28 protein-coding genes and 2 pseudogenes are annotated in these 22,318 nt (G+C 50.8%); 4 read left to right on the top strand and 26 right to left on the bottom strand.

What is annotated here, in order from left to right:
• Positions 1-390 precede the first annotated feature (390 nt).
• A complete protein-coding gene (locus OCY70_RS29285) occupies positions 391-645 on the bottom strand; it encodes a hypothetical protein (RefSeq protein ID WP_213430222.1) in 255 nt (84 codons plus the stop codon).
• Positions 646-759: 114 nt separating this feature from the next.
• On the bottom strand, positions 760-1,092 hold the full coding sequence (locus OCY70_RS36405) for a LytTR family transcriptional regulator DNA-binding domain-containing protein (RefSeq protein ID WP_373871506.1): 333 nt from the start codon (positions 1,090-1,092) through the stop codon (positions 760-762).
• Between the two features lie 156 nt (positions 1,093-1,248).
• Between OCY70_RS36405 and OCY70_RS29280 the strand changes: the two genes are divergently transcribed.
• The gene (locus OCY70_RS29280) at positions 1,249-1,665 is read left to right on the top strand and encodes a stress protein (protein WP_213430237.1); all 417 of its coding nucleotides are present in this window, start codon (positions 1,249-1,251) and stop codon (positions 1,663-1,665) included.
• Positions 1,666-1,684: 19 nt separating this feature from the next.
• On the opposite strand, the gene OCY70_RS29275 is transcribed toward OCY70_RS29280, so the two are convergent.
• Complete coding sequence (locus OCY70_RS29275) at positions 1,685-1,909, bottom strand: ribbon-helix-helix protein, CopG family (RefSeq protein WP_213430223.1); 225 nt, start codon at positions 1,907-1,909, stop codon at positions 1,685-1,687.
• Between the two features lie 481 nt (positions 1,910-2,390).
• Between OCY70_RS29275 and OCY70_RS29270 the strand changes: the two genes are divergently transcribed.
• Both OCY70_RS29270 and OCY70_RS29265 read left to right on the top strand, forming a co-directional pair.
• The gene (locus OCY70_RS29270; RefSeq protein ID WP_143799602.1) at positions 2,391-2,582 is read left to right on the top strand and encodes a hypothetical protein; all 192 of its coding nucleotides are present in this window, start codon (positions 2,391-2,393) and stop codon (positions 2,580-2,582) included.
• Positions 2,579-2,830, top strand: coding sequence for a hypothetical protein (locus OCY70_RS29265; protein ID WP_213430224.1), 252 nt, complete (start codon positions 2,579-2,581; stop codon positions 2,828-2,830). The genes OCY70_RS29270 and OCY70_RS29265 overlap by 4 nt, the downstream gene beginning before the upstream one ends.
• A 127-nt stretch (positions 2,831-2,957) precedes the next feature.
• Here the strand turns inward: OCY70_RS29265 and OCY70_RS29260 are convergent, their stop codons facing one another.
• From OCY70_RS29260 to OCY70_RS29180, 18 genes and pseudogenes are all read right to left on the bottom strand, one after another.
• Positions 2,958-3,626 carry a hypothetical protein gene (locus OCY70_RS29260; RefSeq protein ID WP_213430225.1) on the bottom strand — a complete coding sequence of 223 codons (669 nt, stop codon included), beginning with the start codon at positions 3,624-3,626 and terminating at the stop codon, positions 2,958-2,960.
• The gene (locus tag OCY70_RS36400; protein WP_390905330.1) at positions 3,623-3,826 is read right to left on the bottom strand and encodes an S-layer homology domain-containing protein; all 204 of its coding nucleotides are present in this window, start codon (positions 3,824-3,826) and stop codon (positions 3,623-3,625) included. The genes OCY70_RS29260 and OCY70_RS36400 overlap by 4 nt, the downstream gene beginning before the upstream one ends.
• 60 nt (positions 3,827-3,886) lie before the next feature.
• Positions 3,887-4,141 (bottom strand): annotated as a pseudogene (locus OCY70_RS36395) (N-acetylmuramoyl-L-alanine amidase); the annotation flags it as partial.
• Positions 4,142-4,333: 192 nt separating this feature from the next.
• Positions 4,334-4,831, bottom strand: a pseudogene (locus OCY70_RS29250) (peptidoglycan recognition protein family protein); the annotation flags it as partial.
• On the bottom strand, positions 4,815-5,306 hold the full coding sequence (locus tag OCY70_RS29245; RefSeq protein ID WP_249725483.1) for a phage holin family protein: 492 nt from the start codon (positions 5,304-5,306) through the stop codon (positions 4,815-4,817). The gene OCY70_RS29245 and the pseudogene OCY70_RS29250, both read right to left, overlap by 17 nt.
• An 81-nt stretch (positions 5,307-5,387) precedes the next feature.
• Positions 5,388-5,534, bottom strand: coding sequence for an XkdX family protein (locus tag OCY70_RS29240; RefSeq protein ID WP_213430226.1), 147 nt, complete (start codon positions 5,532-5,534; stop codon positions 5,388-5,390).
• Complete coding sequence (locus OCY70_RS29235) at positions 5,531-6,169, bottom strand: hypothetical protein (RefSeq protein WP_213430227.1); 639 nt, start codon at positions 6,167-6,169, stop codon at positions 5,531-5,533. Before OCY70_RS29235 ends, OCY70_RS29240 begins: the two co-directional genes overlap by 4 nt.
• Positions 6,166-9,003 (bottom strand): hypothetical protein, encoded by a 2,838-nt coding sequence (locus OCY70_RS29230; RefSeq protein WP_261945022.1) that lies wholly within the window; start codon positions 9,001-9,003, stop codon positions 6,166-6,168. The genes OCY70_RS29235 and OCY70_RS29230 overlap by 4 nt, the downstream gene beginning before the upstream one ends.
• Positions 9,004-9,019: 16 nt before the next feature.
• On the bottom strand, positions 9,020-10,801 hold the full coding sequence (locus tag OCY70_RS29225; protein WP_249725484.1) for a baseplate J/gp47 family protein: 1,782 nt from the start codon (positions 10,799-10,801) through the stop codon (positions 9,020-9,022).
• Positions 10,794-11,150 (bottom strand): DUF2634 domain-containing protein, encoded by a 357-nt coding sequence (locus OCY70_RS29220; protein WP_213430229.1) that lies wholly within the window; start codon positions 11,148-11,150, stop codon positions 10,794-10,796. The genes OCY70_RS29225 and OCY70_RS29220 overlap by 8 nt, the downstream gene beginning before the upstream one ends.
• Positions 11,147-11,524 carry a Gp138 family membrane-puncturing spike protein gene (locus OCY70_RS29215; RefSeq protein WP_213430230.1) on the bottom strand — a complete coding sequence of 126 codons (378 nt, stop codon included), beginning with the start codon at positions 11,522-11,524 and terminating at the stop codon, positions 11,147-11,149. Before OCY70_RS29215 ends, OCY70_RS29220 begins: the two co-directional genes overlap by 4 nt.
• A 1-nt stretch (position 11,525) precedes the next feature.
• Complete coding sequence (locus OCY70_RS29210; RefSeq protein ID WP_213430231.1) at positions 11,526-12,314, bottom strand: phage protein; 789 nt, start codon at positions 12,312-12,314, stop codon at positions 11,526-11,528.
• Positions 12,307-12,633, bottom strand: coding sequence for a phage baseplate plug family protein (locus OCY70_RS29205; RefSeq protein WP_213430232.1), 327 nt, complete (start codon positions 12,631-12,633; stop codon positions 12,307-12,309). Before OCY70_RS29205 ends, OCY70_RS29210 begins: the two co-directional genes overlap by 8 nt.
• Before the next feature lie 8 nt (positions 12,634-12,641).
• The gene (locus tag OCY70_RS29200) at positions 12,642-13,262 is read right to left on the bottom strand and encodes a LysM peptidoglycan-binding domain-containing protein (RefSeq protein ID WP_213430233.1); all 621 of its coding nucleotides are present in this window, start codon (positions 13,260-13,262) and stop codon (positions 12,642-12,644) included.
• 5 nt (positions 13,263-13,267) lie between these two features.
• The gene (locus tag OCY70_RS29195; RefSeq protein ID WP_213430234.1) at positions 13,268-16,276 is read right to left on the bottom strand and encodes a phage tail tape measure protein; all 3,009 of its coding nucleotides are present in this window, start codon (positions 16,274-16,276) and stop codon (positions 13,268-13,270) included.
• Positions 16,277-16,466: 190 nt separating this feature from the next.
• The gene (locus OCY70_RS29190) at positions 16,467-16,730 is read right to left on the bottom strand and encodes a hypothetical protein (RefSeq protein ID WP_213430235.1); all 264 of its coding nucleotides are present in this window, start codon (positions 16,728-16,730) and stop codon (positions 16,467-16,469) included.
• Positions 16,731-16,792: 62 nt separating this feature from the next.
• Positions 16,793-17,194 carry a phage structural protein gene (locus tag OCY70_RS29185; protein ID WP_213430236.1) on the bottom strand — a complete coding sequence of 134 codons (402 nt, stop codon included), beginning with the start codon at positions 17,192-17,194 and terminating at the stop codon, positions 16,793-16,795.
• Positions 17,195-17,211: 17 nt separating this feature from the next.
• Positions 17,212-18,372 carry a DUF3383 domain-containing protein gene (locus OCY70_RS29180; protein WP_261948842.1) on the bottom strand — a complete coding sequence of 387 codons (1,161 nt, stop codon included), beginning with the start codon at positions 18,370-18,372 and terminating at the stop codon, positions 17,212-17,214.
• Between the two features lie 260 nt (positions 18,373-18,632).
• Here OCY70_RS29180 and OCY70_RS29175 point away from each other — a divergent pair, with 260 nt between their 5' ends.
• Complete coding sequence (locus OCY70_RS29175) at positions 18,633-19,877, top strand: IS110 family transposase (protein WP_261945023.1); 1,245 nt, start codon at positions 18,633-18,635, stop codon at positions 19,875-19,877.
• Between the two features lie 141 nt (positions 19,878-20,018).
• On the opposite strand, the gene OCY70_RS29170 is transcribed toward OCY70_RS29175, so the two are convergent.
• The 5 genes from OCY70_RS29170 to OCY70_RS29150 all read right to left on the bottom strand — a co-directional run bounded on the left by OCY70_RS29170 (position 20,019) and on the right by OCY70_RS29150 (position 22,308).
• Complete coding sequence (locus OCY70_RS29170; RefSeq protein WP_261945024.1) at positions 20,019-20,510, bottom strand: phage neck terminator protein; 492 nt, start codon at positions 20,508-20,510, stop codon at positions 20,019-20,021.
• On the bottom strand, positions 20,503-20,775 hold the full coding sequence (locus OCY70_RS29165) for a hypothetical protein (protein ID WP_261945025.1): 273 nt from the start codon (positions 20,773-20,775) through the stop codon (positions 20,503-20,505). The genes OCY70_RS29170 and OCY70_RS29165 overlap by 8 nt, the downstream gene beginning before the upstream one ends.
• A 74-nt stretch (positions 20,776-20,849) precedes the next feature.
• On the bottom strand, positions 20,850-21,245 hold the full coding sequence (locus tag OCY70_RS29160) for a hypothetical protein (RefSeq protein WP_249725134.1): 396 nt from the start codon (positions 21,243-21,245) through the stop codon (positions 20,850-20,852).
• A gap of 119 nt (positions 21,246-21,364) precedes the next feature.
• Positions 21,365-21,922: a phage gp6-like head-tail connector protein gene (locus OCY70_RS29155; protein WP_213428450.1), complete on the bottom strand. Its 558-nt coding sequence runs from the start codon at positions 21,920-21,922 to the stop codon at positions 21,365-21,367.
• On the bottom strand, positions 21,922-22,308 hold the full coding sequence (locus OCY70_RS29150) for a hypothetical protein (RefSeq protein ID WP_213428451.1): 387 nt from the start codon (positions 22,306-22,308) through the stop codon (positions 21,922-21,924). The genes OCY70_RS29155 and OCY70_RS29150 overlap by 1 nt, the downstream gene beginning before the upstream one ends.
• Positions 22,309-22,318 lie beyond the last annotated feature (10 nt).

The following is a 22,318-nucleotide window of genomic DNA, read 5'->3' as shown; positions in this document are numbered from 1 at the left end:
TTCGATTAATCAATGACGTTAACAAGCTTCTCTGATGGTAAACAAAGATCACTAAAACCTACTATTGTTATCACCTTCCAGACAAGTTACGGTAAGTTAACACTACATAGCAAGTTATCCCAGGTAACATTCGTTCTTAAAGGTTCACGGGTGCGCCCGTTGACCCACAACTTCTCAGACGCGGTCACACTTGCCATTAGCTAACGGTAGGCGCTCGCCAACCCCGCTCGGGACTTTAACCCTAAAGATGACGCCCATGCTGGGCGTACACGCAAAAAAGCGACCTCACGAGGTCGCTTTTTTGATATTGGTGGAGGCGAACTTACACTGTTAAAAACCCTGCAAAGTAGATACAAAAAATAAGAATGCAATAACAGCCCAGCAATATGCTTAGGGCTGTTTTATTTCTCCTACTGTAAATCCATCCTCAAATCCCGATCGGTACACTTTTTCTACATAAGACAAATTTACATTCATTTTTTCTTCGAAATCTAGCAGTATTTCCGCTACCGTGGGGTTTATGTATCGAGCTTCATCGCAAAAGATTGAATAAAGGGTGTAGAATTCATCTTGTTCATTGCAACAGTTTTCTAACATTTCCCGAATTCTCTGCTGGACAAACGCCTCTACCCACTTTTGTGCCATATTGTATCAACTCCCCATCTCATGTTGTAACATTAATTTATCATGAGACAAATTGTGTGGGGAACAACCGTTTTTGTATACATAACTTGTTGTATATTTGTATATGTACATATGTTAGAATTGGTGATCTAGGCCTTTTCTGAGCAACGCCTTTAATTCCTTCTTCCCTTGCCGAGTTAAGTATACTTCCATTCCATTTGACATTATCGCCGTATTACCTCTAATCCCAACGACGTGCCTTGTATTTATCAAGTAGTTCTCACTTCGCACATAGTCAACTGATTTTAAAACTGAATACATATCACGTAATGAAGTGATATTCTTCTTACATCCACAATCAGTGTGAAAAAGTAATCTCCTGCCGTTCTGCTTGTACTCAATTAAAATAACCTCGTTTGCCAAATTGAGTTTTACTACACGATCCAAAGACACAGCAAATGTATACATAAATTTAGCCCCACTTTATAATGTTTTGTTTAGTAATTCCACTTAACAAAATGTTCTATTCGTACTCGGAGTTATCTAGGGTTTTCTCTATTTAGTCTAATCCAAAGTATAGAATATATGAGTGTATAGTCATATAATTGAGGTAAAGGAGGGGGAATTTTGAAAAAGCTAAGTGCAATATTCCTAATGTGTGTTTTAGTACTGGTAGGCTGCGGGGGCGGCAAAAACATCTCTGCCGATGAAATGGTCCAGAAGTTCAAGGATGCAGGGCTAGAGATTGAAGCGAGAGACTTAGAAGCTAAAGAATACGGAATGGCTCCTAAGTTGGACAAGGAGTCCAAGCGTATCCTTGTTCCGGCCCTTGGGGAAGATAATGGAGGGCGGCTTTTTATTTTTGATAAGACATCCGATCTTGAGAAGGTAAAAACCTATTACGATGAATTAGGCAAGGCGACAGCCGCGGCATTCTCGCACACGCATGCAGCTGGTAATGTCCTGCTGCAAATGAACGGCAATATGGAGAAAGCCGAATTTGAGAAGTATGCAAAAGCTATGGATGAAGCAGTTAAATAAATGAGTAAAAGCCTCGGGACTAATCCCGGGGCTCTTTAGTTTCTGTCTGGCTTTCCAACCCTTCCCGTTCGATTTTCTCTTCGATGGCCTCCATGATGAAGGCGTTCCTGCTCTTCCCGCTTTTCGCAGCAGCCACATCGATTCTTTCGCGGTCTCCCTTCCGGCCCCACAATTTAATTTGATCATAGTTTGCCGAATTATACTTATCCTTTGCTCTGGTCGCAGCTTTACCTTTCTTCTCCATAGCTTCACCCCTTTTCTGAATAATAACACAAAAAATATACTGTCACCAGTATAAAAACACTTGATTTATATAGTGGTACCAGTATATAATGAAAGTATAGAAAGGAGGTGAGCACATGGCTAAAAAGAAAAAACAGACTCGGCCACCGCAACCACCACCACAGCAAAAAGACGACCGAGTCAAGGTACGAGAATGGGTCCTGCTTCTCACGGCCCTGGCCCAACTCGCAACCGCCGTCATTTCCCTACTCCGTTAGGATGGGAAGCTACTCGCCCCTTCGGGGGCGGGTAGTGGCTCGGTCGTCCAATTCAAGTATACCATAGCAACAGAAAGGAGTGGATATGCGGATGAAAAAGGAAGACATCACAATCGTGTTGATTGTCATTTCAATCATCCTCAACACTGTAACATTGATATTAAAGTGAACCATACGGGGGCATCTGCCCCCTCTCTTATATAAATACTATGGAGGCAGAAGGCTATGAATCCATATGAAAAGGTGTTCCGTGCGTTCGTGACCAATCTCGATCGTTCAAGCCTCATTCGAGAAGCACACATATTCTATGTTGATCAGGTTCGAACTATATTGGATTGGACTGATCTGGGGGATGCGAAGCAGTTGGCGGAGATCCGGAAGCTTGAGTCCGCCTTCCGGGTGGTGGTGAATCCATGAAAGAACTTATCGATTGCGAGAACGTCCAGGATTTTATTGCGTTGTTCCATGCACGAAGATACGAGTGGGAGCAAGAAGGAAGAGCTTGGGATGCATTATCCATACATCTGCTGAGCACCACTTGGGCCGATATCATCTTACGCCATGCTCCAGTTAACGACTCTGTCAAAGTATGCCGCCTGAAAAACCTACTGGCGGCAACTGAAAAAGCCATGGCCTCCAGAAGGGCCGGGGGCGAGGTATTATAAGTATGAGAGCCCCTCGGATCAATCGGGGGCTCATCTTTTTCCAAAAGTATATAAAAAAAGGAGCCCCGCCAGCACAATGCCAGCAGAGCTCCTTTTCACCGGTTCCTCCGGATTTACGTTCAGTATATCATACCGACACGATGGAATAAACAGTCCGCCCATCGCCTTGCAATAAAGCCTCATTACATTTTAGTTGTGACGATCCGCTCCCATCCAAAAAGATGCCGTCGACGAGCGTGCCGCTGCCAATCTTCTCCTTGATTGCATATCGGAACTGCCCGGCGGTGCAGGCTGTATTCGTCACAACCAGCCACACATTCAGTCCCGAGCCGTACACCATCGCGGTACGGTACGCCTTCCCGGCCATATTCGGCATGTTTTGCTGATGGGCTATCTGCTGCCATCCCGCATCATCGTGTAGGCTCATACTGATGCCGCCCTGCGCCCAGTACCGGGAGCGATCCGAGACGCTGAGCTCATCGGCCGACTTGACGACTTGAACGGAATATTTACGTGCTGCCGCATCCCACACCAATGTACCGCGTGCGTATTTTGCGTTGTACCAGCCGCTGCCGAAATCGCCCCGATGCCCCTTGATTGGAGCATCGTTTTGCACCGCGATGGAAAGGATGTCGCCGGTACCGAAACTAAAAAAGCCGCCGTTAATGGCGGTCATAGGCTGCGAGCACACGGCTGTGCGGCAGGCCTGCAGCTTGATATCGTTAGGACTGCACTTTATGGCATGAAGCACGACGCCATTTGACGCCGCGCATTTTGAGTATTCCGCCTTGCTCACTCCGCAGCCTCCTTTCTTGCTCCGTTGAGCACCCGATCAATTACCACCGCCACCTCAGCCCGCGTGATCGGCTCGTCAGGGGCGAAACCATTCCCTCGACCGTTCATGATCCCCGCCTCCAACATTCTTCGGATCGACGCCTCCGCCCAGTGGCCGGTATAATCGGGCCGCTTTTGTTCAGGCGCTTGTACGCTGTGCAGCTTCGCGATCTCGTCCGCAAGCCGCGTGCCATAGTCCGGCGACGGCGCCCACTTTCCGCCGAGTGCTTCAAGCGTACTCGCCGAGCCTTTGAGGTACGGGAAATGACGCGGATCAGGAGTCCCAGCGCGTGGGTATCCGGCAGCGCCAGCATACAAGGCCAGATGGTCGAGGTGGGCTGTTATGCCTTCCCGCCAGTCCTTGAACCGCTTGTGTGCCGACGCCTGCGTATCTCCTCCACCAGCGGTAATCTTGAGCCCGCACGGGTTGTGATAACTCGCATCGATGCCGGCGGCGCTATGCCCATCCCGGTACAAATACCCGGTTTCATGTGCAAATTGGACATACGCTATCGCCGGGTCTACCCCGCCGCATTGCGGCGCTAACTGCCAGTAGAGAATGGCCAACTCCACAAACTCAGCCGGGGCGTTCTTGCTCCGGGCCCATTCTCGGGCCTGCTCCAGCGTCGCCGACGCCGCCCCCAAGATGCTCGTCCCACCGTCGGCGGGAGGCTGTTGCTGGTTGCCCATTTCCTTTTCTACCATTTGCATAAACTCCGACCATCGCGGCAGTATCCGGGATGGGCAAGCCTTCCCGCTCCAATGGCGATGCGGGACAACCTTATCAATGTTCAGGCCGTGCCGCTTGGTCAGCAGAGCGATCAGCTCCACCGCCCGCTGCCACGCCTTCCCCTCATCCATGCCCTGATACATGCAGACCTCGATGCCAATGGATGTCGTATTTCCGGGACCGTTGCCGTCTCCGGCGTGCCAACCCTGCTCGTTGTCTCTCAGATGCTGATACACTTCCCGATCATCAACGGTATAGTGCCAGCTTTTTTGAGCCCCGCCGCTGCCGTTGAGGATAAACCGGCTGTGCGCTTCCGCCGTGGCCCCTGGAGCGCTATTGTCCGTGTTGTGGATCGTGATATATTGCGGCTTCATAGGGCGCGTCGGCTTGTTCGGTCGTCCGTCTGGTAGTAGTCGCTGCTTAATTTCGATTGTCATGCTTGGACTCCTTTCGGCTCGTTGCCCGAGCCAGTTTATTTTCGAGTTCCGATTTTACCCATTCCATGAGCTTGGTAACGAGCCATTCCGGAAAAAATCCTCCCCACCCAGCCCGTATGGCATTAGCGGTCATGGATTGAATCGTGTGGTACAGTATCCCGAACGCAAACAGCCCAAACACGACATCTGGTAAGCCGAGAGCCGCATCCAGTAGATGGCCGCCTGCAGGGAACAATAGAATAAAGAGCGTTCTACGAAGCCCACCAAGGCCATAAGTGCTTGCGTAAGTCCCATCTTGCTTCGCGGCGCTGATTCCAGAAAGCCAATCCATTAGGATAAAAAAGAGGATCGCTGCCATCACGCTGACAACGATCTGACTGGTCCCATAAAGAAGTTGCAGGCCGGGAACAATTGCGGCCCCAACGCCTGAAAACCAATTTAATACCTTCGGAAACGAATGTGATTCATTTAACATTGCATATCCCCCTCTTGGACAAAAGAATAGCCCCACGCTGCCGTGAGGGCATAAAAATAGCACCGCGCTATGAGCAGGCGCTTATTGCTGCGGGAATTCTTTCCCCGTAATCTTCTCGTACTCTTCCGGTGTGATTTCTCCGAATGGATTGGTTTCCGTCTTCACGGCCAGACACAATCCATCTGCATCGATCCATCGGCATTCAAAAGCGAGCTTCCAGAAATTCATGAAGATTGTCCCCCTTTAAGCTGGATAATTTCCAATTTGGCCTTCGTCAACTCCGAACCCAAGCTATCGACCGTCTGCTTTTGCTTCATGTTGTCTAGGCGTGATTCGGTAAGCTCACGGCCAAGTCCATCAATGACGCTCTGCTGCTGGATATTCCGGATTTTCATTTGCGTCAGTTCTTGGCCCAGCATGTCTGTTTGGGACGGCTGCGGCGGCGGGTTCAGGGCTTCGATTTCTTCGTCAGTAAGGCCGTTTCGCCAGTAGCTGGCCCCGTCTATAGGCTGCGGCGACACCGGCTGCGGATCGTCACTCTCCGGGTCATGCTCGGCCAGGGAAGTCATGTATTCGACGTAGGCCGTTTCATATGCCTCCTGCGCCGCCCGGTAGCCCTCGACATCGAATATAGGCTGATACAATCCATCGGGCATCGGTACGGCGACCGTGTAGCCTACGTGTACCGTTTCCGGTTCGTCCGGCTGTTCATCGTCGCGCTGCTCCGGTTCCGGCTGTGAGAGAGCGCCCGGTTCGTCCGGTTCAACCCGTTCACGCCGATCTAAAACGCCCGTCACGGAGTCCGCAACGAGCGTCGGTTCAATGTAGCGACCTGAGAGGTCGGTTATGATTGCTTCTTTCATGTCGTTCCTCCCTCAACATAGAATGAGAATGATTCCAAATAAATAAATCTGCGTGTATTTTCCATCGTTATTCTAATACTCCCGCCGTTTCCGATATCAACCGCATAAGGCTGTATGTCTTGGGGGCTGCTGTAAGTTACAGTTGGTATCCCTATTACTCTGGATGGACGATACTGTATTGGCAGTTTAAAGATGTCCGTACCCACTGCCTTGGCTGCTTCGGAACTGTCTAAAGTACCTCTAAAGTGAACAAACCCAAAAGCATCCATCGCATACTGCACGGGGCGTCCTGCGACAGACTTCCACCCATTCAATAGAGTAGCTGTAATCCAGTCAAGAGGACTGTTCAAGTCGCTTGTGATACTATTCAACCTAACTTCTGAGACACTCAGCCGCCGCTGCACATCGCCCACATCCTGCACCAAGTCCGATACAGTCCCGCGCAGATTCGCCGCCACGGTGCCGCTGATTGGAGCCGCAAGCGTTGGATCAAGCATCGTATAGGTGACGTGGTAGACTGCGGTTGGGTCGAGATCTGATGATAAAAACCTGATGTGCTGTTTTCCATATGCGTTAGCATCGTTTTCGATCTTTGCAAAATTATCAATTTGGTTGTTACGGTAAACCCTCAGTATGTGAAACGCCTTATTCTTCAGCAGACTTCCACTTACTGCTGTATTGTTTATATAGTAATTTCCATTGGGCGAATAGTACGTAGGATTCGCCTTCTCTCGAATCACAATCCCGCTGCCAGCCTCGACCATGTTCGAGCCTGCGGAGAGTGTCGAGCCCATTTCGTAATTGCGGACGGGTTCGACGGTTGGCTTCGTCTTTAGGTATTGGAGGCGGTAAGGCGTCCACTGGCTGTGCGGTTGTGTGGGTAATGTGGTCGTGTACTGGCCCGGAGCAACAGACCCATCGGGATTAATAATGTTCCAGTATCTTTGTCCTTCTCCATCGTACAGACTACCGTCAGCTTTCAAAAGGCGGTATCCCATGAAAAATGCAGCTATCTCCGGTTTCGTCGGTTCGTAATCAGGCCCCCATCCGCTGTCTGTGTTGGCGATGGACATATAAATGTTGCCTAAATGTATATCTCCGTTTATGTGGTCTGGCCCATCCGTTACCCAATCAGCGGCAATTCCAAGCTTTTTCCCATCGTATTTTGTGACAATCCCCGAACCTGCAACCGACCCAACCGTTGCCCCATAAGCGAGTACAGTTTTAAACCCGGTGAACCTCTCTGCAAAACGCCATTCCAAACCGCCGTCAAGCGCAAGCTTCTTCCACTTCTCCAACACATACGGCAACCCATCGTCTCCCATAAATAGCGTATCGGGATTGCTGCCGTCTACCGGATGAGCGGCGAGCTCCGTTTCGAAGGCGAGCATGCTGCGTTGTTGCGGCGTGAAGGGCTTTGGTTCGGTTCCGATGGTTAGCATCGGGTTTTTACAAGATACGTCAATTTCGGTGGAGAAGCTTTTGAATACAAAGGCAATCTGCGTTCGGTCACCAACATTGAAGGAACGGTTAGTATCCGTACTGTATGGGACAACAACCGTGTTGTAGTCTAGTTCGGTGATGCACCACAACACCCCAGAATTTTCGAGCGAGAACGTGTATGTCTTATTTGGTAGTACTGATAAATGATAAGCCAGGAAGTCCCCGTCTCCACCAGCGCCAAAACGCAACTCATACGGCGCTTCCACGGTCGCTTTCGATGCGACAGTAATCCGATCGGCTTCATAAAACGGCGGCAGCAGATTCCCTCCCGTTATGATAGCGTATGGGTTCGTTACGTTGGTCATGCTGTCTACGTATGGATATTTCGCGGCCACTTGCTCTGGCGTCATCTTGGCGATGGCGTCGTATTCGGCCTCGGTGATCTCATACAGACCAATGCCATCTGCAGCAATCTTTTGGTCGGCTCCTGATGCCACGCCCCGGACGTAAACTTCCACCTTTTCCTTGCCCGCGAGCTCTTCCGGCGAGACAACGACATACGCATAGGTGAACTGATTGGACTTGACTGTCCCATTCGACTTAAACCATGATGTTACGTTATTTTCGACCTTTACTTCCGCGAACGAAAGATGTACATATTGCGCGGATACATTCCGCACATGCCCGATCGCTATATAGTGTTTGGTCAAATCTTTTATGGCGCCGTTGGTACGAATACCGAATCCCGCCTGTTCCTCCTTGGTGCTGCCTACCTCGATGGAAAAGGATCCGTATACCCGCTCGGTGCTTAACGTCTTGACACCGGGGCCGGGCGCAGACCAATCGGCTGTATTTTCGCAGTCGCCTACCTTTCCAAGCAGGTTGATCAACGTCCGTCCCTTCACTTCCCCCATCCGGAACGGTGCATCCTGTTCGGACTCTACCACCTGGAGGCCGGGCGTGAACGTCAGCTTCTTCGCCGGCGCATCGGATACCTCAGCGGCAGCTCCGTCCCATTCCTGACGATCCGTAGCGGATACGTGCACTTGGGCGTCGCCTGCATGATCCGCAATCTTTTGTTCGGCATCTTGCTTGGCAGCGTCAGCCTTGGATTGGGCTCCTGCTGGCGTTTCGGCCCCGATGCTTTCCGGGGTAATCGCCTGCGCTTTCTTGTCCGTGTATTCCTTAGCGTATTTCAGAGCCTTCGATACGTCATCCTTCTCTGCTGCCTTTTCATGCAGCTCCTGTAGGGCTTCGTAAGTCGTGTTCATTTGCCAATTCAGCCAATCGGCCGGGGGGCGGTCCTCCACTTCCCAACCCTTCAACCGCTTTGATTCAGGTGGTTGTATTCCTGCTGCTTTCCATTCGGGCAATTTTTTGTTGAATGGCATTTCTCCTTCTCCCTCCCTAAATCGGTAATTCGTAGTCATTGCCTGGCATATATACTGTTCCAAGCGTGCCGCCTGTTGTCATTGCGATATCCGCAAGTCCGAATTTGCTTTTCTCCACTTCCGCACGTTTTGATGCTAATAAGAACGTTCCAGATAAATCAATTTGCGCAACCCGGACGCCTGCAGCCACTGTCTTTTGGATGATCTGCGCGAACTGATACGGAGACATCCCAACTTCATTCAGACGTGCTATCGGCACACGAAGCAAAGAGAGCGCAGCCGGCTCCGGTTCGTTCGGGTCCGCGTACTTTTCTTCGATTCGAATTTCCGAAAAATCGCAATCTAGCGCTAGCGCTAATACCTCGATAATGGTATTTACGTCTGTTTTCGACAGATTCCGGGCTACCTTCGATTTCAACAATATTCGGTAAACTTCATCGGTAGCGGCTCCGCGCGGCTGGACCACGTTTTCCCCGATCCTGTCCAAGGTTGTTCCTTGAGCCCGGTCGATGTCGCGCCATTCCTGGATTTTGTTAAGCGTATCTTCCAGGCCTATAAGCTGCCCATGTAGGATCGAAACCAGCTTCCCGAGATTGCTATTAGGATTTTTGTTGTACGCGTCCGTAAAACGGCTCATCATATCTTTAAGACTGAACACGATATTCTGATCGCGTATCCTCGCCACCTGATGAGGGGCGATTTCAATGTTTTTCGTGTCGCCGTTCAAGAACAGGTCTACATCATCAACGCCTGGAACCTTGTACACCGCGCTAATCAATTTGTTGTATACGACGGCCGCCCCCATGGACAAGCCGTTGTAATACTTACCATCGTGCTCCCCGCCGATGTGCTGGACGATTTCGGATATCACTTTGTCGTCACCGTCAGCCGGGTATTGAACAGTTCGCTTTATCTTCGCTTGCACCGAAACGACAACTTCCTCGGCACGGCTGAATTTCACCTTGTGCTTATATCCTGCGACGTCCGTAACCTCACGAACAATATCGCCGTGTGCTTCGATGCCTCCGGCCTTTGTTGCAAAGATGGCGTTTGCGATCTCTTGCTCATCTCCTCCTAACACATAGCACTGAAACGATTTCCCGGGCCTGCCTGCCGCGTCTGTAGTCAATGAGGTGTTTTCTATCACAGCCGCCGCTCGGACGCCTTGAAGCCGTAACAACGTACCGCGTAAGGCGTCAACGGAGGCCGCTCCACCACCCGCTACCGATTGCTGAAATCGCGCTCGAAATTCCTCGTCTGTCTCCCGCTCCCTGCCGCCTGTTGTAGGCCGTGGATTCGTAACAGAGATGATATTAGCATCTGGATTCAGCAACACCGTAATTGTGCCGGATGCAACGTTCCATCCTGAGCCCGCTTTCTGGGCTGTGATGCCCACAGATCCCTTGCCGTCATTGTCGAGAGTAAGATCCTCATTTGTCGCAAAATATTTACCTATCGCGGTGCCGACGATTGTGCCTTCCGGTATCGTATATTCCGGGGTGCCTACGAATGCAATTTCCCCATAGGCAAGTTCTTCTTGAAATCTCTTGATCCCCACTTGCGGGGCGAGGCGATCCAAACTGACACCGGTTGCTGTATCTCGATACGCCGCGTAGTATACATGTTCCACCCCTTGCCAAACGTAGGCCAGGAAAAAAGCGAATATCCGTAGAATGATCCCGAGTGGAGATAACGCCGATGTATTCACGTTTTCGCCGTATTTTGCCCGCGCCTGTTCTTCCATCTGCTCCAGCAAATCACTGTACCGCATCCGCTTGAACCCAGATGCATCAAGCATCCAAACTCACCTCGCTTTCTACCTTCTCTCCATTTACCCCGGTAGCAGTAAAAAATATGTGTAGCATTCGCTGCGCCTGATCAAAACGAATGTCGATACTATCAACCTTCTGTATTTGCTCAACTTGGTCAAGGGCTGAATATACCGTTTCGCGAATCGCCTCTTCGTTCGGTTGCTTCTGCAGCAAAACATCATAGTTCGCGCCTGCATCGGGATCTAAAAACCACTCATCATGATTCGTACCCAACACCACTCGGGCAGCCTGGGCAATCTCTTCCGGACCGGAGACCATTTGCAATTCACCATTCGAAAAAACCAGATCCCCTGTGTTGTCTATTCGCAAATTCAAGTTATCACCCCTACTACAACCGCATCCGACAAGCTGTGCCTGCGCCGTGAGTCCGGGTATGCCATGGCCCCATTCAAACTCTGATCCATGGCACGCTCTACACATACCAGCAACACTACATCCCCCTGTCTGAGGAACGGCACATATTCCTTTTCCGTTCCGTCCACTTCATAACGTTGGGACAATACAGGTACGTCCGTAAGGACTGCATGCGGGCTCGGCGCGCTGCTCATCATCTTTTGCATAATGAGCGGCTGAACCGTGGCCCGGCGTCGATCCTTGTCGTATGCAGCCACTCTCCCGATGGTGGCCGTGTGCAGTTGCCTCAGCGCATTTTCAAGCCAACCGTTCAAACTCTTATCAAGTTGTGCCATTTTAAAACACCGCCTCTATCTCGGTGGTAAAATCACTGCCACTTGAAGAGTGTCGGCCGCGCCGCACGCGGAGTGATGCCTCGACAACGCGGCTTTCAATGGTTATCAGGCTGCCTGTTGTCAATCGGTGATTCAGTAGACACTGGGCCTGATAACCCGCGCTGCTGTCGTCCTGAAAAAAGGTAGGTGAACCGATCAGGCCAGTCTTCGGTGAAAGTACAAAGTTTATTTTGTCACCTTGGGTAAGTGGCCGAATATACAACTGCCCTTTGAGCATGTAACAGGAGGTCTGGCAATCGGCGGCAACGTTCTTGATAGCATCAACAACGGAGCCCTCAACGGTCATCCCCTCTGTGTAAACAACATCTTTGACCAAACTTAAGGCGACCGCGCTGAGGTTACCTCGCTTTAGCAAATCCCTTATGACGGTGGAGGCTTTCGTTTGTTTCGCATATGAAATGCTCGGAATGGTCCGGCTGTCCAGTGGCTCCGAGTCAAGGACTGTGAAGGTTGTAATTTTGTCAGGCCCTTCCCATCGAGTCTCATAAAAAGAGATGTAACCAGAAAGAATGGTTCCGACATCCCCTTTGTATCCTGCATTAAGCACAACCTTTGAATGATGGGCGATGTTGTTTATCGTATTGTCACTCAGGTTGTAGATTTCGATCCGAGCCTCGTTTGGATCTGGATCATCATCAAACGGCACGTCAAAACGAATCTCTAGGTCCGGCGTCTTCAACGTCTGCCCACCAACAATCAACTCCGTAACACGGCCGTATGATTCACTCATCCTCTTCTCCCTCCCCTTCTCCATAAGCTAAAAACACTGTCTCCCCAAAATTTTCCCATGTCACAGCCGTCTCCTTCCCCGCTTCGTCAATCGGAACAATTAGCGGAACAGGAAATCGGTGGTCCTCGATGCCTGCAAAGACAGGAACGCCGTATACGAGTTTCACGCCTTGAACCAATACTTGATCATCCTTCATTAAATCAAGCGTGAAAAAATCAAAGCGCTCGTTGTAGTTCACAGTAAATGTGAATATGTCTACGCCGAGCGCAATGTCAAATTGGTATGGAATGTTTTCTTTTTCAACCGGAATGTATTCCATGCAATCACCTATCCGACTATGACAACCATGCCTTCTTTCAGGCGGGTGCCTCTTGGTATTTGCGTATTCCAGGATCGCAAGGTTTTTAGGGCCACTTTGTACGAGAAGGCCAGCGCTTCCCACGTCTGGCCTTCTCGTACCGTGTGCTTCTTTCCCGTTGGTCCTTGGCTTTTTGCTTTTGTGCCTTTTGTCTTGCTTTGCTTTGTGGTCTTGACCTGCTGCCGGCCGGCCGTGGTCATCACCTTGACAAGGGTCTGAGTTTTAGGTGGTAGCTTATTCGAAAACAACGGCTTAACCTTGCGGATTTCACGAAGCTGCATTGTAAAATTCATGCCGTTTGCCACTTTATACTCGTGGTCGCTCTCAAATGATTCAATTACGCAGTTAATGAAGGAGTTTCGGCCAACATATTTAACTGTTGATCCGCTATTCATCTTTCCGAGTATTTCTTTTCTCTTCTTGGCTGCATCCTGGCCCACCAATTTACCGCTGAGGCTCAAGGTGACCAATTGAGGCTCAACGTGATCCGTGATAGCAGCCCCGCCCTCGATAGGGTAGGTAGATACCCGGACGGAGTATGAAGGTTTTTCGCTTGTGACATGAATTTCTATACCGTCAATTGTTGCCATCAACCTCACCCCTCGATAAACTGCGGATTTTTCACGCCGAATGATTTAAACAAGTTCTCAATTTCCTTTTTGACTTCCTGGGCGGTATCTTTCGCGGTGCTGGTTGATTCGCCGCCTTGGATCGTTATCTCAATATTAGGCGATATTATGATGTTGCTATTTGCCGACGTATTGCTGTACGTAGGCGCGAGCCCATCCACCTCTGTTTGTGATGCTTGAGGGGTTGCGGCTGCCGTTGCCATACCATTGACGGCGTGGGACACTTCCGGGATCTTGTCTTCTATGCCGATCTGGAATCCTTCGCCCGTGTACTTCCCGAGCTCCTTCATGACACGAGAAGGGGAATGGATATCCAGTGCATCCTTGATGCCGTCAGTGACATTGTTCGCAACATTGGTTACCGCGTCGCCTACAGCGTTGGCGGCACCTTTGATACCATCCACAAAGCCTGTAATAGCATCCTTACCCATCTGCCACATTCGGCCAGGAAGGTTCTTAACCCAATCAATGGCGCTTTTAATGCTCTCTACAATGGCGTCCCACACCATGCTAGTCATATCTTTGATGCCATTCCAGGTATCCGAAAAGAAAGTGGAAATACCATTCCAAGCAATTTCGGCGGCAATTGTTATGTTGTTCCATGCCCCGTCAAGATACCCCTTGACGGCTTCAAGAGCACCGGAAAATATCAATTTGATGCCTTCCCACGCTTGCCCCATAGCGCCCTTGATATTATCCCAAATCTGTATGGCGTGGCTCTTCATAGCGCTGAAGTTGCCGGTAAAGAGATCCTTCAACAAAAGGATAGCGCCCAAGAAAATATTCTTGATGACCGTCCATGCCGCGCTAAAGTACAGCTTTAGCCCTTCCCAAATCATTCTGACGCCGTTCACAATCCGGGCAAATGATGCTCGGATATTTTCAACGAATGGGGAAATGATCGCCATTACCATGTTCACAATAGAATTCCACAGGTTGACCGCCGTGGTCTTTACCGCATTCCACGTATCGACCAGGAAGCCGACAATGGCATTCCATGTTGAAGTAAATACCCAGACAGTTGCCGCCCACAATCTCTTGAAAAAGGCCGATATAGGTGCCCAATACTTGATGATGAGATATGCGGCCACGGCGATTGCAGCGATAACAGCAATGACTATCAGCATTGGCCCCGATATACCCATGATGATAGGACCGACCGCCGAGAGCATTTTAAATCCTGCCACCACATTAGGCAGGAAGGAGACAAGGACCGCCAAGGCTCCACCAAGCAACAGAACCGCCCCGGCTATCGCTGCGAAAATGGCTATGGCTTTCTGGGCCCCTTGCGGTAACCCATTGAATACATCCACCAGCTTGTTTATCCAGCGAGCAAGGTCTGTAAGAATCGGGATGAACGTTTTGCCGATCGCCAGCTTTGCTCCGTCCGTGGCCGAACTGAGCATTGTCATGGCACCGTTCAAGTTATCAAGCTGCGTATCCGCGATTCTCTTTGCTACACCGCCGCTGTTTTCTAACGATGTCCGGAATCCCTCTAATTTGGGTTGGCCGGCATCCATTAACGTCAGGAACGCACTGGCCGCCTCCGTGCCGACAACGGTCGATACGGCCGCGAGCCGCTGCGCTTCCGTGAGCCCTTTTGTTTTCTCTGCAAACTGCCCGACCACGTTCGACAACGGCAATATGCGTCCTGATTGATCCGCAATGCTGATGCCGAGTTGATCGAGCACGTCTGCCGCCTCTTTTGGGGGCTTCGCCATCCGGATCATGGATGCCCGAAGTGCTGTACCCGCTTCGGAGCCTTGGATGCCTGCATCACCGAGCGCTGCTGTTGCTGCTGCCATCTCTTCGAGCGACTGACCCGACGCTTTAGCTATGGGTGCGACGTATTTCATGGTGTCTCCTAGCATATTTAGGTCGGTGTTCGAGTTTGTGAACGTGGCGGTCAATACATCAGCTACTTTTGCCGTGTCCGCGGCCTCAATACCGAATCCGGTCAGGATGTTCGACGTGATATCCGCCGCCCGGCCCAGGTCTATCTGACCCGCTGCCGCCGTATCCAACAATCCCGGCATGGCCGCTATCATATCGTTCGTTTTAAACCCAGCCATTGCCAAGTAACTCATGCCCTCAGCAGCCTGAACAGACGTAAATGCCGTTTCGGCCCCTAGCCGTTCGGCTGTATCCGAAAGACGCTGTATGTCTTCGGCCGACGCCCCGGACAGCGCCCCAACCCGTGATACAGAAGCTTCAAAGTCAGCAGCCAATTTGATAGATGAGCCAATCCCGGCCGTAAGCGCGCCGCCCGCAGCTCCCATTGTGACACCGGCAGAACGGATGTTTCCGGATGCCTGGTCAATCTGATCCAACACTTTAAGCGAACCGGTGGAGAAATCTCCGTATTTTTTTCGAAGTTGGTCCATTTCTTTCGCTGCTCGTTGAGCCGCTTTGCTTTGGCGGTCAATCGCCTGCGTCGCGCCGTCGGAGGCTTGCTTAACCCTATTTCCAGCAGCGGCCGCTTGTTCATGGGCAATACGCCATTTTTCATCCGCTTTTTGGGCACGAACAGCGGCAGCAGTAGCCTTTTCGTTTGCGGCCTGCGCTCTTTGAATTGCTTTGGTAACCTTATCTTGCGAGCTGGTAGATACCGCTGCAATTTCAGCAGCTTTTGCGGTTGCGGCTCTTGCCCTCTCGGTCGCCTTGGCTGCTGCATCATTTGCCTTCTGCAACCGGTCAGCGGCCTTCGTCAATCGTTCATTTGCTGCCGTCGCCTTGTCTGCAGCTTTAGAGGCCTGGGCCGTGACTCCTTGTGACTTCGATACAGCGGAGGCCATTGCTCCCGATTTTTGGGAAACTCCTTGCATCGCCTTTCCGGCTTTCCCCATGCTCGACTCCATCCGCTCAAACACTTTGGAGTTTGTACCGGAAAGCTTGTTTAGGCGCTTGTCCAGCGTTTCAAGAGGGCTGGTGCTTATGTTGTATCCGACATCGACGGTAAGCTTACGGAGTGACATGCGACCGTCCCCTTATTTTTTCTTTGGTTTGTTTCTCTGGCTCTGCGCATGCAGGATATCGAGTGCGGCGTTTGCCTCATTGAGATCATCCCAATCCATCTCGCACGCATCGCTGTACGTGATGCCGCCATCAGATAAGACGACGCGCCAAAAGGACCAGTTTTCCTTGGCGCGTCGCTTGTATTCCGCATTACTTGTCGCTGGGTGGGTTCAAAAACTCAACTGCTGCCAACATTACGTCATCGAATGCTTCTGGATGCTCGTCGAAGTAATCCCAGTTGACTTTTGGCTGCACGATGACATGTGTCATCAATTCCTGATAGTACTTTTCCTCCACAAGCTGCCCGTTCTTATTCTTCGACCGGTCCCGAAGGCGTACAGATTCTCGAACACCCGGATGCTGGAATGTATACTCTGTACCCTGAATTTCAACCGTTGTCTGTTTCTTTGCCATTTGGATCACTTCTCCTTAGTTTGTATGGAACAAAAAAAGCCGCCCTTTATTTGGCGACAGAATCACTCAACCGTATAGTCAAATACCTGGATTTCAAATTCCCGATCCTCTGCTTCATTAGAAAAGCTGGACGTGGCCGGCTTCTTTACCCGCGCCCGGCTTCCCCCGAACTTTTCCTTCGGTGTGCCGTTATAAATTACCCACACCGGGACCATTTTCTTGGCATTAGCCAATTGGTTCAGGAATGACACGGAAGGAGAAGTTTGCTGCAGCGTGATCGTGATCGTCCCAAGTGGGTTATTTACCTCACTAACTACCACATCCCCCTGTGCACCAACGGATGCGGCGAAGTTGTCCTCGTCCTTTTCACCTTCAACCATGGAACCCTCTGAAAAACCAGTAATGAATGTCCCGTCCACTGTGACAGTGACATCCATTGCATCATAATTCGTTGATGTTGCCACGTCGCCTCACCTCACCCTTAAAATTTAATAGAGCCTTTAATTTTGACGCTGTGTACCGCGCCGGCCAGCTCAAACTCAAAAGCTCCTTCGTTGTACTCCCTCGTTGCCCGAATGTCTGCTGGGATCTCTTCGCGCTTTTTAAAATGCACCGAATACAATGGCAATCCGTTCTCGTCCGCCGCGATAATCCCGTTGTTGAATGCGTCCTTCAATACGCTTGTACATTGCCCCTCGATAAGAGCGATACCCGCGTCTGTGAATGGGATTTTTGGCGTGTTGTTGAGTAGCTGCTGCAACTGGTACTCCATATTAAATTTCACATAATCCTTGGCGTGGATGATATCAATGTATACCCCCGTGGATGTCTTGCCCTCACTCGCCCCGCCGCGCCCGGCCTTCCGAACATACGTCACGGCTCCGGCGTCGTGAATATCTTGGAGCTCTGTAGCGGAAATTTCAAGGGGTGTCAAGCCCTTGATTTCTTTGAACTTCCACGTCACCGAGCCGACCGGGGCCGCCGCAACCGCGCCGATCCAGCCAGCCTCCGGGTAGGCATTGACATCATTGTGATAGAATACAACGGTGCGCTCCTTGGCTGCCGCCTGGATTGCCTTGGCATCCTCGATGTTGTCGGTCCGAGTGAAGAACATTTTCGAGCCATCCATTTCGATGACATCGGCAATCTTCAAAACCTCTTCCCGAGCATTGCTGGTACAGAAGAGGAAGTACCAATCTTTATCGAGCAGCTTTGCGAGATGGTCTGCAAAATACTGTTCTTCTTCGTTTGCTGTATCCCGGCATGCAATCGCGATTTTATCCGGCCGCTTATCCCCCTGAGCAAAGATCGCCTTTGCGGCCAGATACTCCGGGGAATTGGGCTGAAAGTCCTTCAAGACCTCCTCTAGTTCATAGTAATATTTAAACTCGTGACCCTTAGCCTTGGCGCCGTAAATCAATGGCGTACCGAATCCTATCCGCCCAATCGGCTGGACAAGGTCAATAGTAACCGTTACGTCCTTCAGTGCGCTCATCCGCCTCACTCCTCGTATAGTATTTCCTAAAGGCAGTTTTGAGTCTTTTTCCAGTCCTTTATAGGAACATAGAATGCCTTCAAAATTTCCAGCTTGCACATTGAAAATTAATATGGGGACTGGACTTTCCGGAATGTCTCCGGACAATGGAACTTAGGGTTCCATTCGGGGAAATTCGTTTCACTCCTGTAGTCCAATCTACTTTTTAAGTCTGTTTCTCCGGTACTCGCTTGCACTTCTTACCCGCTGGCTGTTCCCTTCGGCAACTCATGCCCGACTGTAGCAGCGTCGGGGCAGCTCATGAACCGAAGCGTGTTCTCATATGCGAGGGTGATTGATCGGCGAGTCCGCCGGAGACAGTCCGGAGAGTCCGTTCCCTGAATCCCTTATAGAAAGGAGGAATTCTCTTGAAGCTTTTTGTCGGTATTGACGTCAGTTACGAAGAACTGGAAGCCTGTTTGATGAAATCGGATGGCGACACCCTGGAGACCTTCAAGACCACCAACAATCTGCACGGCGCCTCTTACTTGCGGGATCGCATCATTTCTGCTGCGGTCAAGACAGCCTGCTCTGAGGTTCATATCGGGCTTGAAGCCACATCCGTCTACAGCTGGCATCCAGCCATGTACTTGCATGAGGATGAGGCCCTTCAACAATTGAATGCCAAGGTGTTCACCATTAATCCGAAGCTGATTAACAAATTCAAAGACGCTTATGCCGACCTGGACAAAACCGATCGCATCGATGCCTGGATCATTGCAGACCGCCTGCGTTTTGGCAGACTCACGACGACTATCGTGATGCAGGAACAGTACATCGCCTTGCAGCGGCTCACTCGCATGCGATTCCATCTCGTACACAACCTCACCCGCGAGAAGCAATACTTTTTGCAAAATCTGTTCTATAAGTGCAATGCTTTTCGCGCGGAAGTGGACAGTTCCGTGTTCGGCCATGCCATCATGGAAATGCTCTCGGAAAAGTATAGCCTGGATGAGATGGGGAATATGGATGTCGCCCATTTGGCTGACTATCTAAAGGACAAGGGGAGAAATCGTTTCCCCGATCCCGAACACGTCGCCCGCTGTATTCAAAAGGCGGCTCGGGCCTCGTACCGCCTCTCGAAGGTTGTCGAGGATTCCATTGATTTGGTGCTGGGCACCTCAATTCAGTCGATCCGGAGCATCCAGCGTCAGCTTAAAGAGCTCGACAAGGCGATTGAGCGCATTTTAGACGGCATTTCCAGCAGCCAGTGCCTCCGTTCCATTCCGGGCATTGATCGGGTCTATGCCGCAGGCATCCTGGCCGAGATCGGCGACATCGACCGCTTCACGGATCAAGCCGCCTTGGCCAAGTATGCGGGTCTGACGTGGCGCAAGCACCAATCCGGCTCCTTCGAGGCGGAAGATACAAAGCGCATTCGTTCCGGCAACCGATTCCTTCGCTATTACCTAGTTGAAGCTGCCAACTCGGTAAAAAACCGCGACCCGGAATTCGGGGAGTATTACCGGAAGAAATTCAATGAAGTCCCTAAGCATCAACACAAACGTGCCCTCGTCTTAACGGCAAGAAAACTTGTGCGTCTGGTCGATGTGCTGCTACGCAACGACCAACTCTATACGCCCAGAAGGAAGGTGAAGCCGACAGAGCAATAATGCCTTGGCTCAAGAATTTTCTTCTCTAATTCCCAGTTAAATTATGGTATTTTACTTAATTTTCGACTGGGTCTAGTTTGGTGATGCCTTTTTTGGGATTGATCCTGCTGCACGCCAAGGAAATTTTCCAATTCTCATAAATCAGGGACTTGACATCATACCGCTGGACTTCATTTTGATTTTTTCGATCATGTCTTCGTCATATTCGATTACATCCACCATGCGCATATGCACATCGAAGCCTATCCTGCGCTCGTAATCATAGGTAAGCAGCGTGTCACGCGCCGTCGTTGCTTCCAACTTGACGACGACAATGCCTGCATCCTTTAGCAGGTTGCGCCCGATACCCTGAAACCAGTCCCGAGCCTGTCCTGATATCCGGTAACCGTCTTGACTCGACTTTGCATAGCAGGTGATGGAGATGGTTACCGCAGCCAGCTTTTCGATTCTATGCTCGTCCTGTATGAAGTGGTTACCATACGGCGACTTGTCAACGTATGGCGCAACGAAAGTAAATCCGATGAACGGGTATGAAGGTTGTGGTGCTGCTTGATCCGTCATGATAACAGGTAATCCAAGGTGCTTATGCAATTGGCCAACAAATGCCGCTTTGATTTTCTGATGATCAATCAAGTACACTCACCCGCTTCAAAATGTATCGGTTTACAGTCGTGTACCCGGCGTAATCATTGTCGGCCTGGACCTTGTATTTCTCCCCACCATGCAGCACTTCGGTTTGAGCCGGTATTGTGCGCTTCGTATACAAGTGCCTGTCCTTTACGGTGTACATGCCGCCTGATTGGAACACAGTCTGTGCCGGATGCGCGACAATCGCCCCGTAGTCCGTGACTGTTTCCGGTTCGCCACCAGGAATCCAATCCCCCGTGGATTTATCCAAGTGCCCCTCCGTTTTCAAAACCACCTGATAAGGCCTCGAAAAGCGACGTAAAAGTCCCTCAAATTGCCTTGGATTCATTTCATATGCACCTCGTATTCCAGGGTATCCATCAGTTTTTTCTCGTCGATAAGAGGATGATTCCCGCCCTTGAGCTTTTGCGTTAACTCCGAATTGGGCACGAAGGAGCCCTTTTCGATGTGGGATTGAATGTGCTTCTTGAGTTCCTTTGCAGCACGTTCTAGCGCTCGCTCAGGCGTGATTGTACCGGCTAAAGCTTGGCCGACAAGAGATTGCATAAGCTTTGCAAGCGACCCTTCGTATGCGTCATATCCCGCACGTAAAAATGGCCGCTCAGGAATAGAAATGAAATGGGTGTCATCCCGAAGATGAACACCCAAAGTAAGCAGTTTCTTTCTCATTTTGTCGGTAACGGGTATGTTCGCCCCATACTCGTTGAATATGGCTTTCAAAACCTGTTCTCGGTCGCCTATCCAACCAACCTCGGCGCGGGATCGCGAGAGTCTTTCCGCTTGCTGCTTATGCTTCCGAAATTGCTTCTGGTCCTCTTTGACTTTGAGCCTGATTTTTATCAGTACCACCGCCCGACATAAGGAGTGATTAGCGCAGTTACTACAGGAGGCATGTCCTTATCCGTCTGTTGTTGAGCATAGGTAACGGACATCTCCCCTAATTGCTCTTTCTGGATACCGACCGGGATGAATTGACGCTCACAGAGAGACTTAGCGTACATAAGACATGCAATCTCCAGCGGCTCCGGCAGTGTGCGCGGCTCGTCCGGCATGGCGTCGCTTGGCAGCACGTACCCGCCGATATAACTGACCTCAATGTTATGATCCCCTGTTGGCCAGCCAGCAGGGCAATAGAGCCGGCCGTCGTCCAAAATGTCATAATCAGAAACGGCCGAAATCTGTGTGATTTGATGGACCGGATAGTTACGCAAATTGATATACCGGGATGACGCGTACCCGCTGACCCGCTCCGTGTACAACTGCTTCTTAAAATTCCGCTTGCAATAATTTTCGATGGCAGCGGATACTGACGCAATATGCAACATCAGCATGTCGTCGCCCCACGTCTCCGCTTCCGGACCCAGCAGCCCTTTGAGCCGTTCGAGCGTGGTCAACATTACGATTTGCCTCCCTGGGCTTCGAAGGCAGATTCTAGTGCGGCCACGCGGGCAAGCAACTCGTACCATTGTTCCTTGGTTGGATATCCAGGTTCACCTTTAGGGCCTTTGGCTCCCGGTTCGCCTTTCTCCCCCGGCCGCCCCGCTTCGCCAGCTGGCCCCACAAGGGAAGCCAGCCACTCATCTATACTACCCTCAAAACCTTGCTCCACTGCGATCTCATAGGCTGATAATCCGGCAGGCGCTGCGGGGCTGGGAGAAGCATCGCCACCAAGAGAAACTACTTGGCCGTCCTTCGTGATCCGGCCTTCGCCTTCCAGGGCCAATTCTCCTCCAATGACCCATCGTTGCCCGCCCGGCTCCTTGTAATTGCGCGTCGTGTACATGCTCAGTCCT

The sequence above is a fragment of the Paenibacillus melissococcoides genome (assembly GCA_944800085.1).
GTDB lineage: Bacteria > Bacillota > Bacilli > Paenibacillales > Paenibacillaceae > Paenibacillus_B > Paenibacillus_B melissococcoides.
The sequence above is the reverse complement of the archived record's forward strand: the minus strand, read 5'-3'. Positions and strand labels throughout refer to the sequence as shown.

Coding starts and splice junctions, on each gene's coding strand:
- OCY70_RS29225 (WP_249725484.1), bottom strand. CDS start 10,801: ATGCTTGATGCATCTGGGTTCAAGCGGATGCGGTACAGTGATTTGCTG.
- OCY70_RS29155 (WP_213428450.1), bottom strand. CDS start 21,922: ATGTTGACCACGCTCGAACGGCTCAAAGGGCTGCTGGGTCCGGAAGCG.
- OCY70_RS29275 (WP_213430223.1), bottom strand. CDS start 1,909: ATGGAGAAGAAAGGTAAAGCTGCGACCAGAGCAAAGGATAAGTATAAT.
- OCY70_RS29215 (WP_213430230.1), bottom strand. CDS start 11,524: ATGGCACAACTTGATAAGAGTTTGAACGGTTGGCTTGAAAATGCGCTG.
- OCY70_RS29150 (WP_213428451.1), bottom strand. CDS start 22,308: ATGTACACGACGCGCAATTACAAGGAGCCGGGCGGGCAACGATGGGTC.
- OCY70_RS29205 (WP_213430232.1), bottom strand. CDS start 12,633: ATGGAATACATTCCGGTTGAAAAAGAAAACATTCCATACCAATTTGAC.
- OCY70_RS29230 (WP_261945022.1), bottom strand. CDS start 9,003: ATGCCATTCAACAAAAAATTGCCCGAATGGAAAGCAGCAGGAATACAA.
- OCY70_RS29190 (WP_213430235.1), bottom strand. CDS start 16,730: ATGGCAAAGAAACAGACAACGGTTGAAATTCAGGGTACAGAGTATACA.
- OCY70_RS29265 (WP_213430224.1), top strand. CDS start 2,579: ATGAAAGAACTTATCGATTGCGAGAACGTCCAGGATTTTATTGCGTTG.
- OCY70_RS29240 (WP_213430226.1), bottom strand. CDS start 5,534: ATGAATTTCTGGAAGCTCGCTTTTGAATGCCGATGGATCGATGCAGAT.
- OCY70_RS29195 (WP_213430234.1), bottom strand. CDS start 16,276: ATGTCACTCCGTAAGCTTACCGTCGATGTCGGATACAACATAAGCACC.
- OCY70_RS29210 (WP_213430231.1), bottom strand. CDS start 12,314: ATGAGTGAATCATACGGCCGTGTTACGGAGTTGATTGTTGGTGGGCAG.
- OCY70_RS29200 (WP_213430233.1), bottom strand. CDS start 13,262: ATGGCAACAATTGACGGTATAGAAATTCATGTCACAAGCGAAAAACCT.
- OCY70_RS29235 (WP_213430227.1), bottom strand. CDS start 6,169: ATGAAAGAAGCAATCATAACCGACCTCTCAGGTCGCTACATTGAACCG.
- OCY70_RS29245 (WP_249725483.1), bottom strand. CDS start 5,306: ATGTTAAATGAATCACATTCGTTTCCGAAGGTATTAAATTGGTTTTCA.
- OCY70_RS29270 (WP_143799602.1), top strand. CDS start 2,391: ATGAATCCATATGAAAAGGTGTTCCGTGCGTTCGTGACCAATCTCGAT.
- OCY70_RS29285 (WP_213430222.1), bottom strand. CDS start 645: ATGGCACAAAAGTGGGTAGAGGCGTTTGTCCAGCAGAGAATTCGGGAA.
- OCY70_RS36405 (WP_373871506.1), bottom strand. CDS start 1,092: ATGTATACATTTGCTGTGTCTTTGGATCGTGTAGTAAAACTCAATTTG.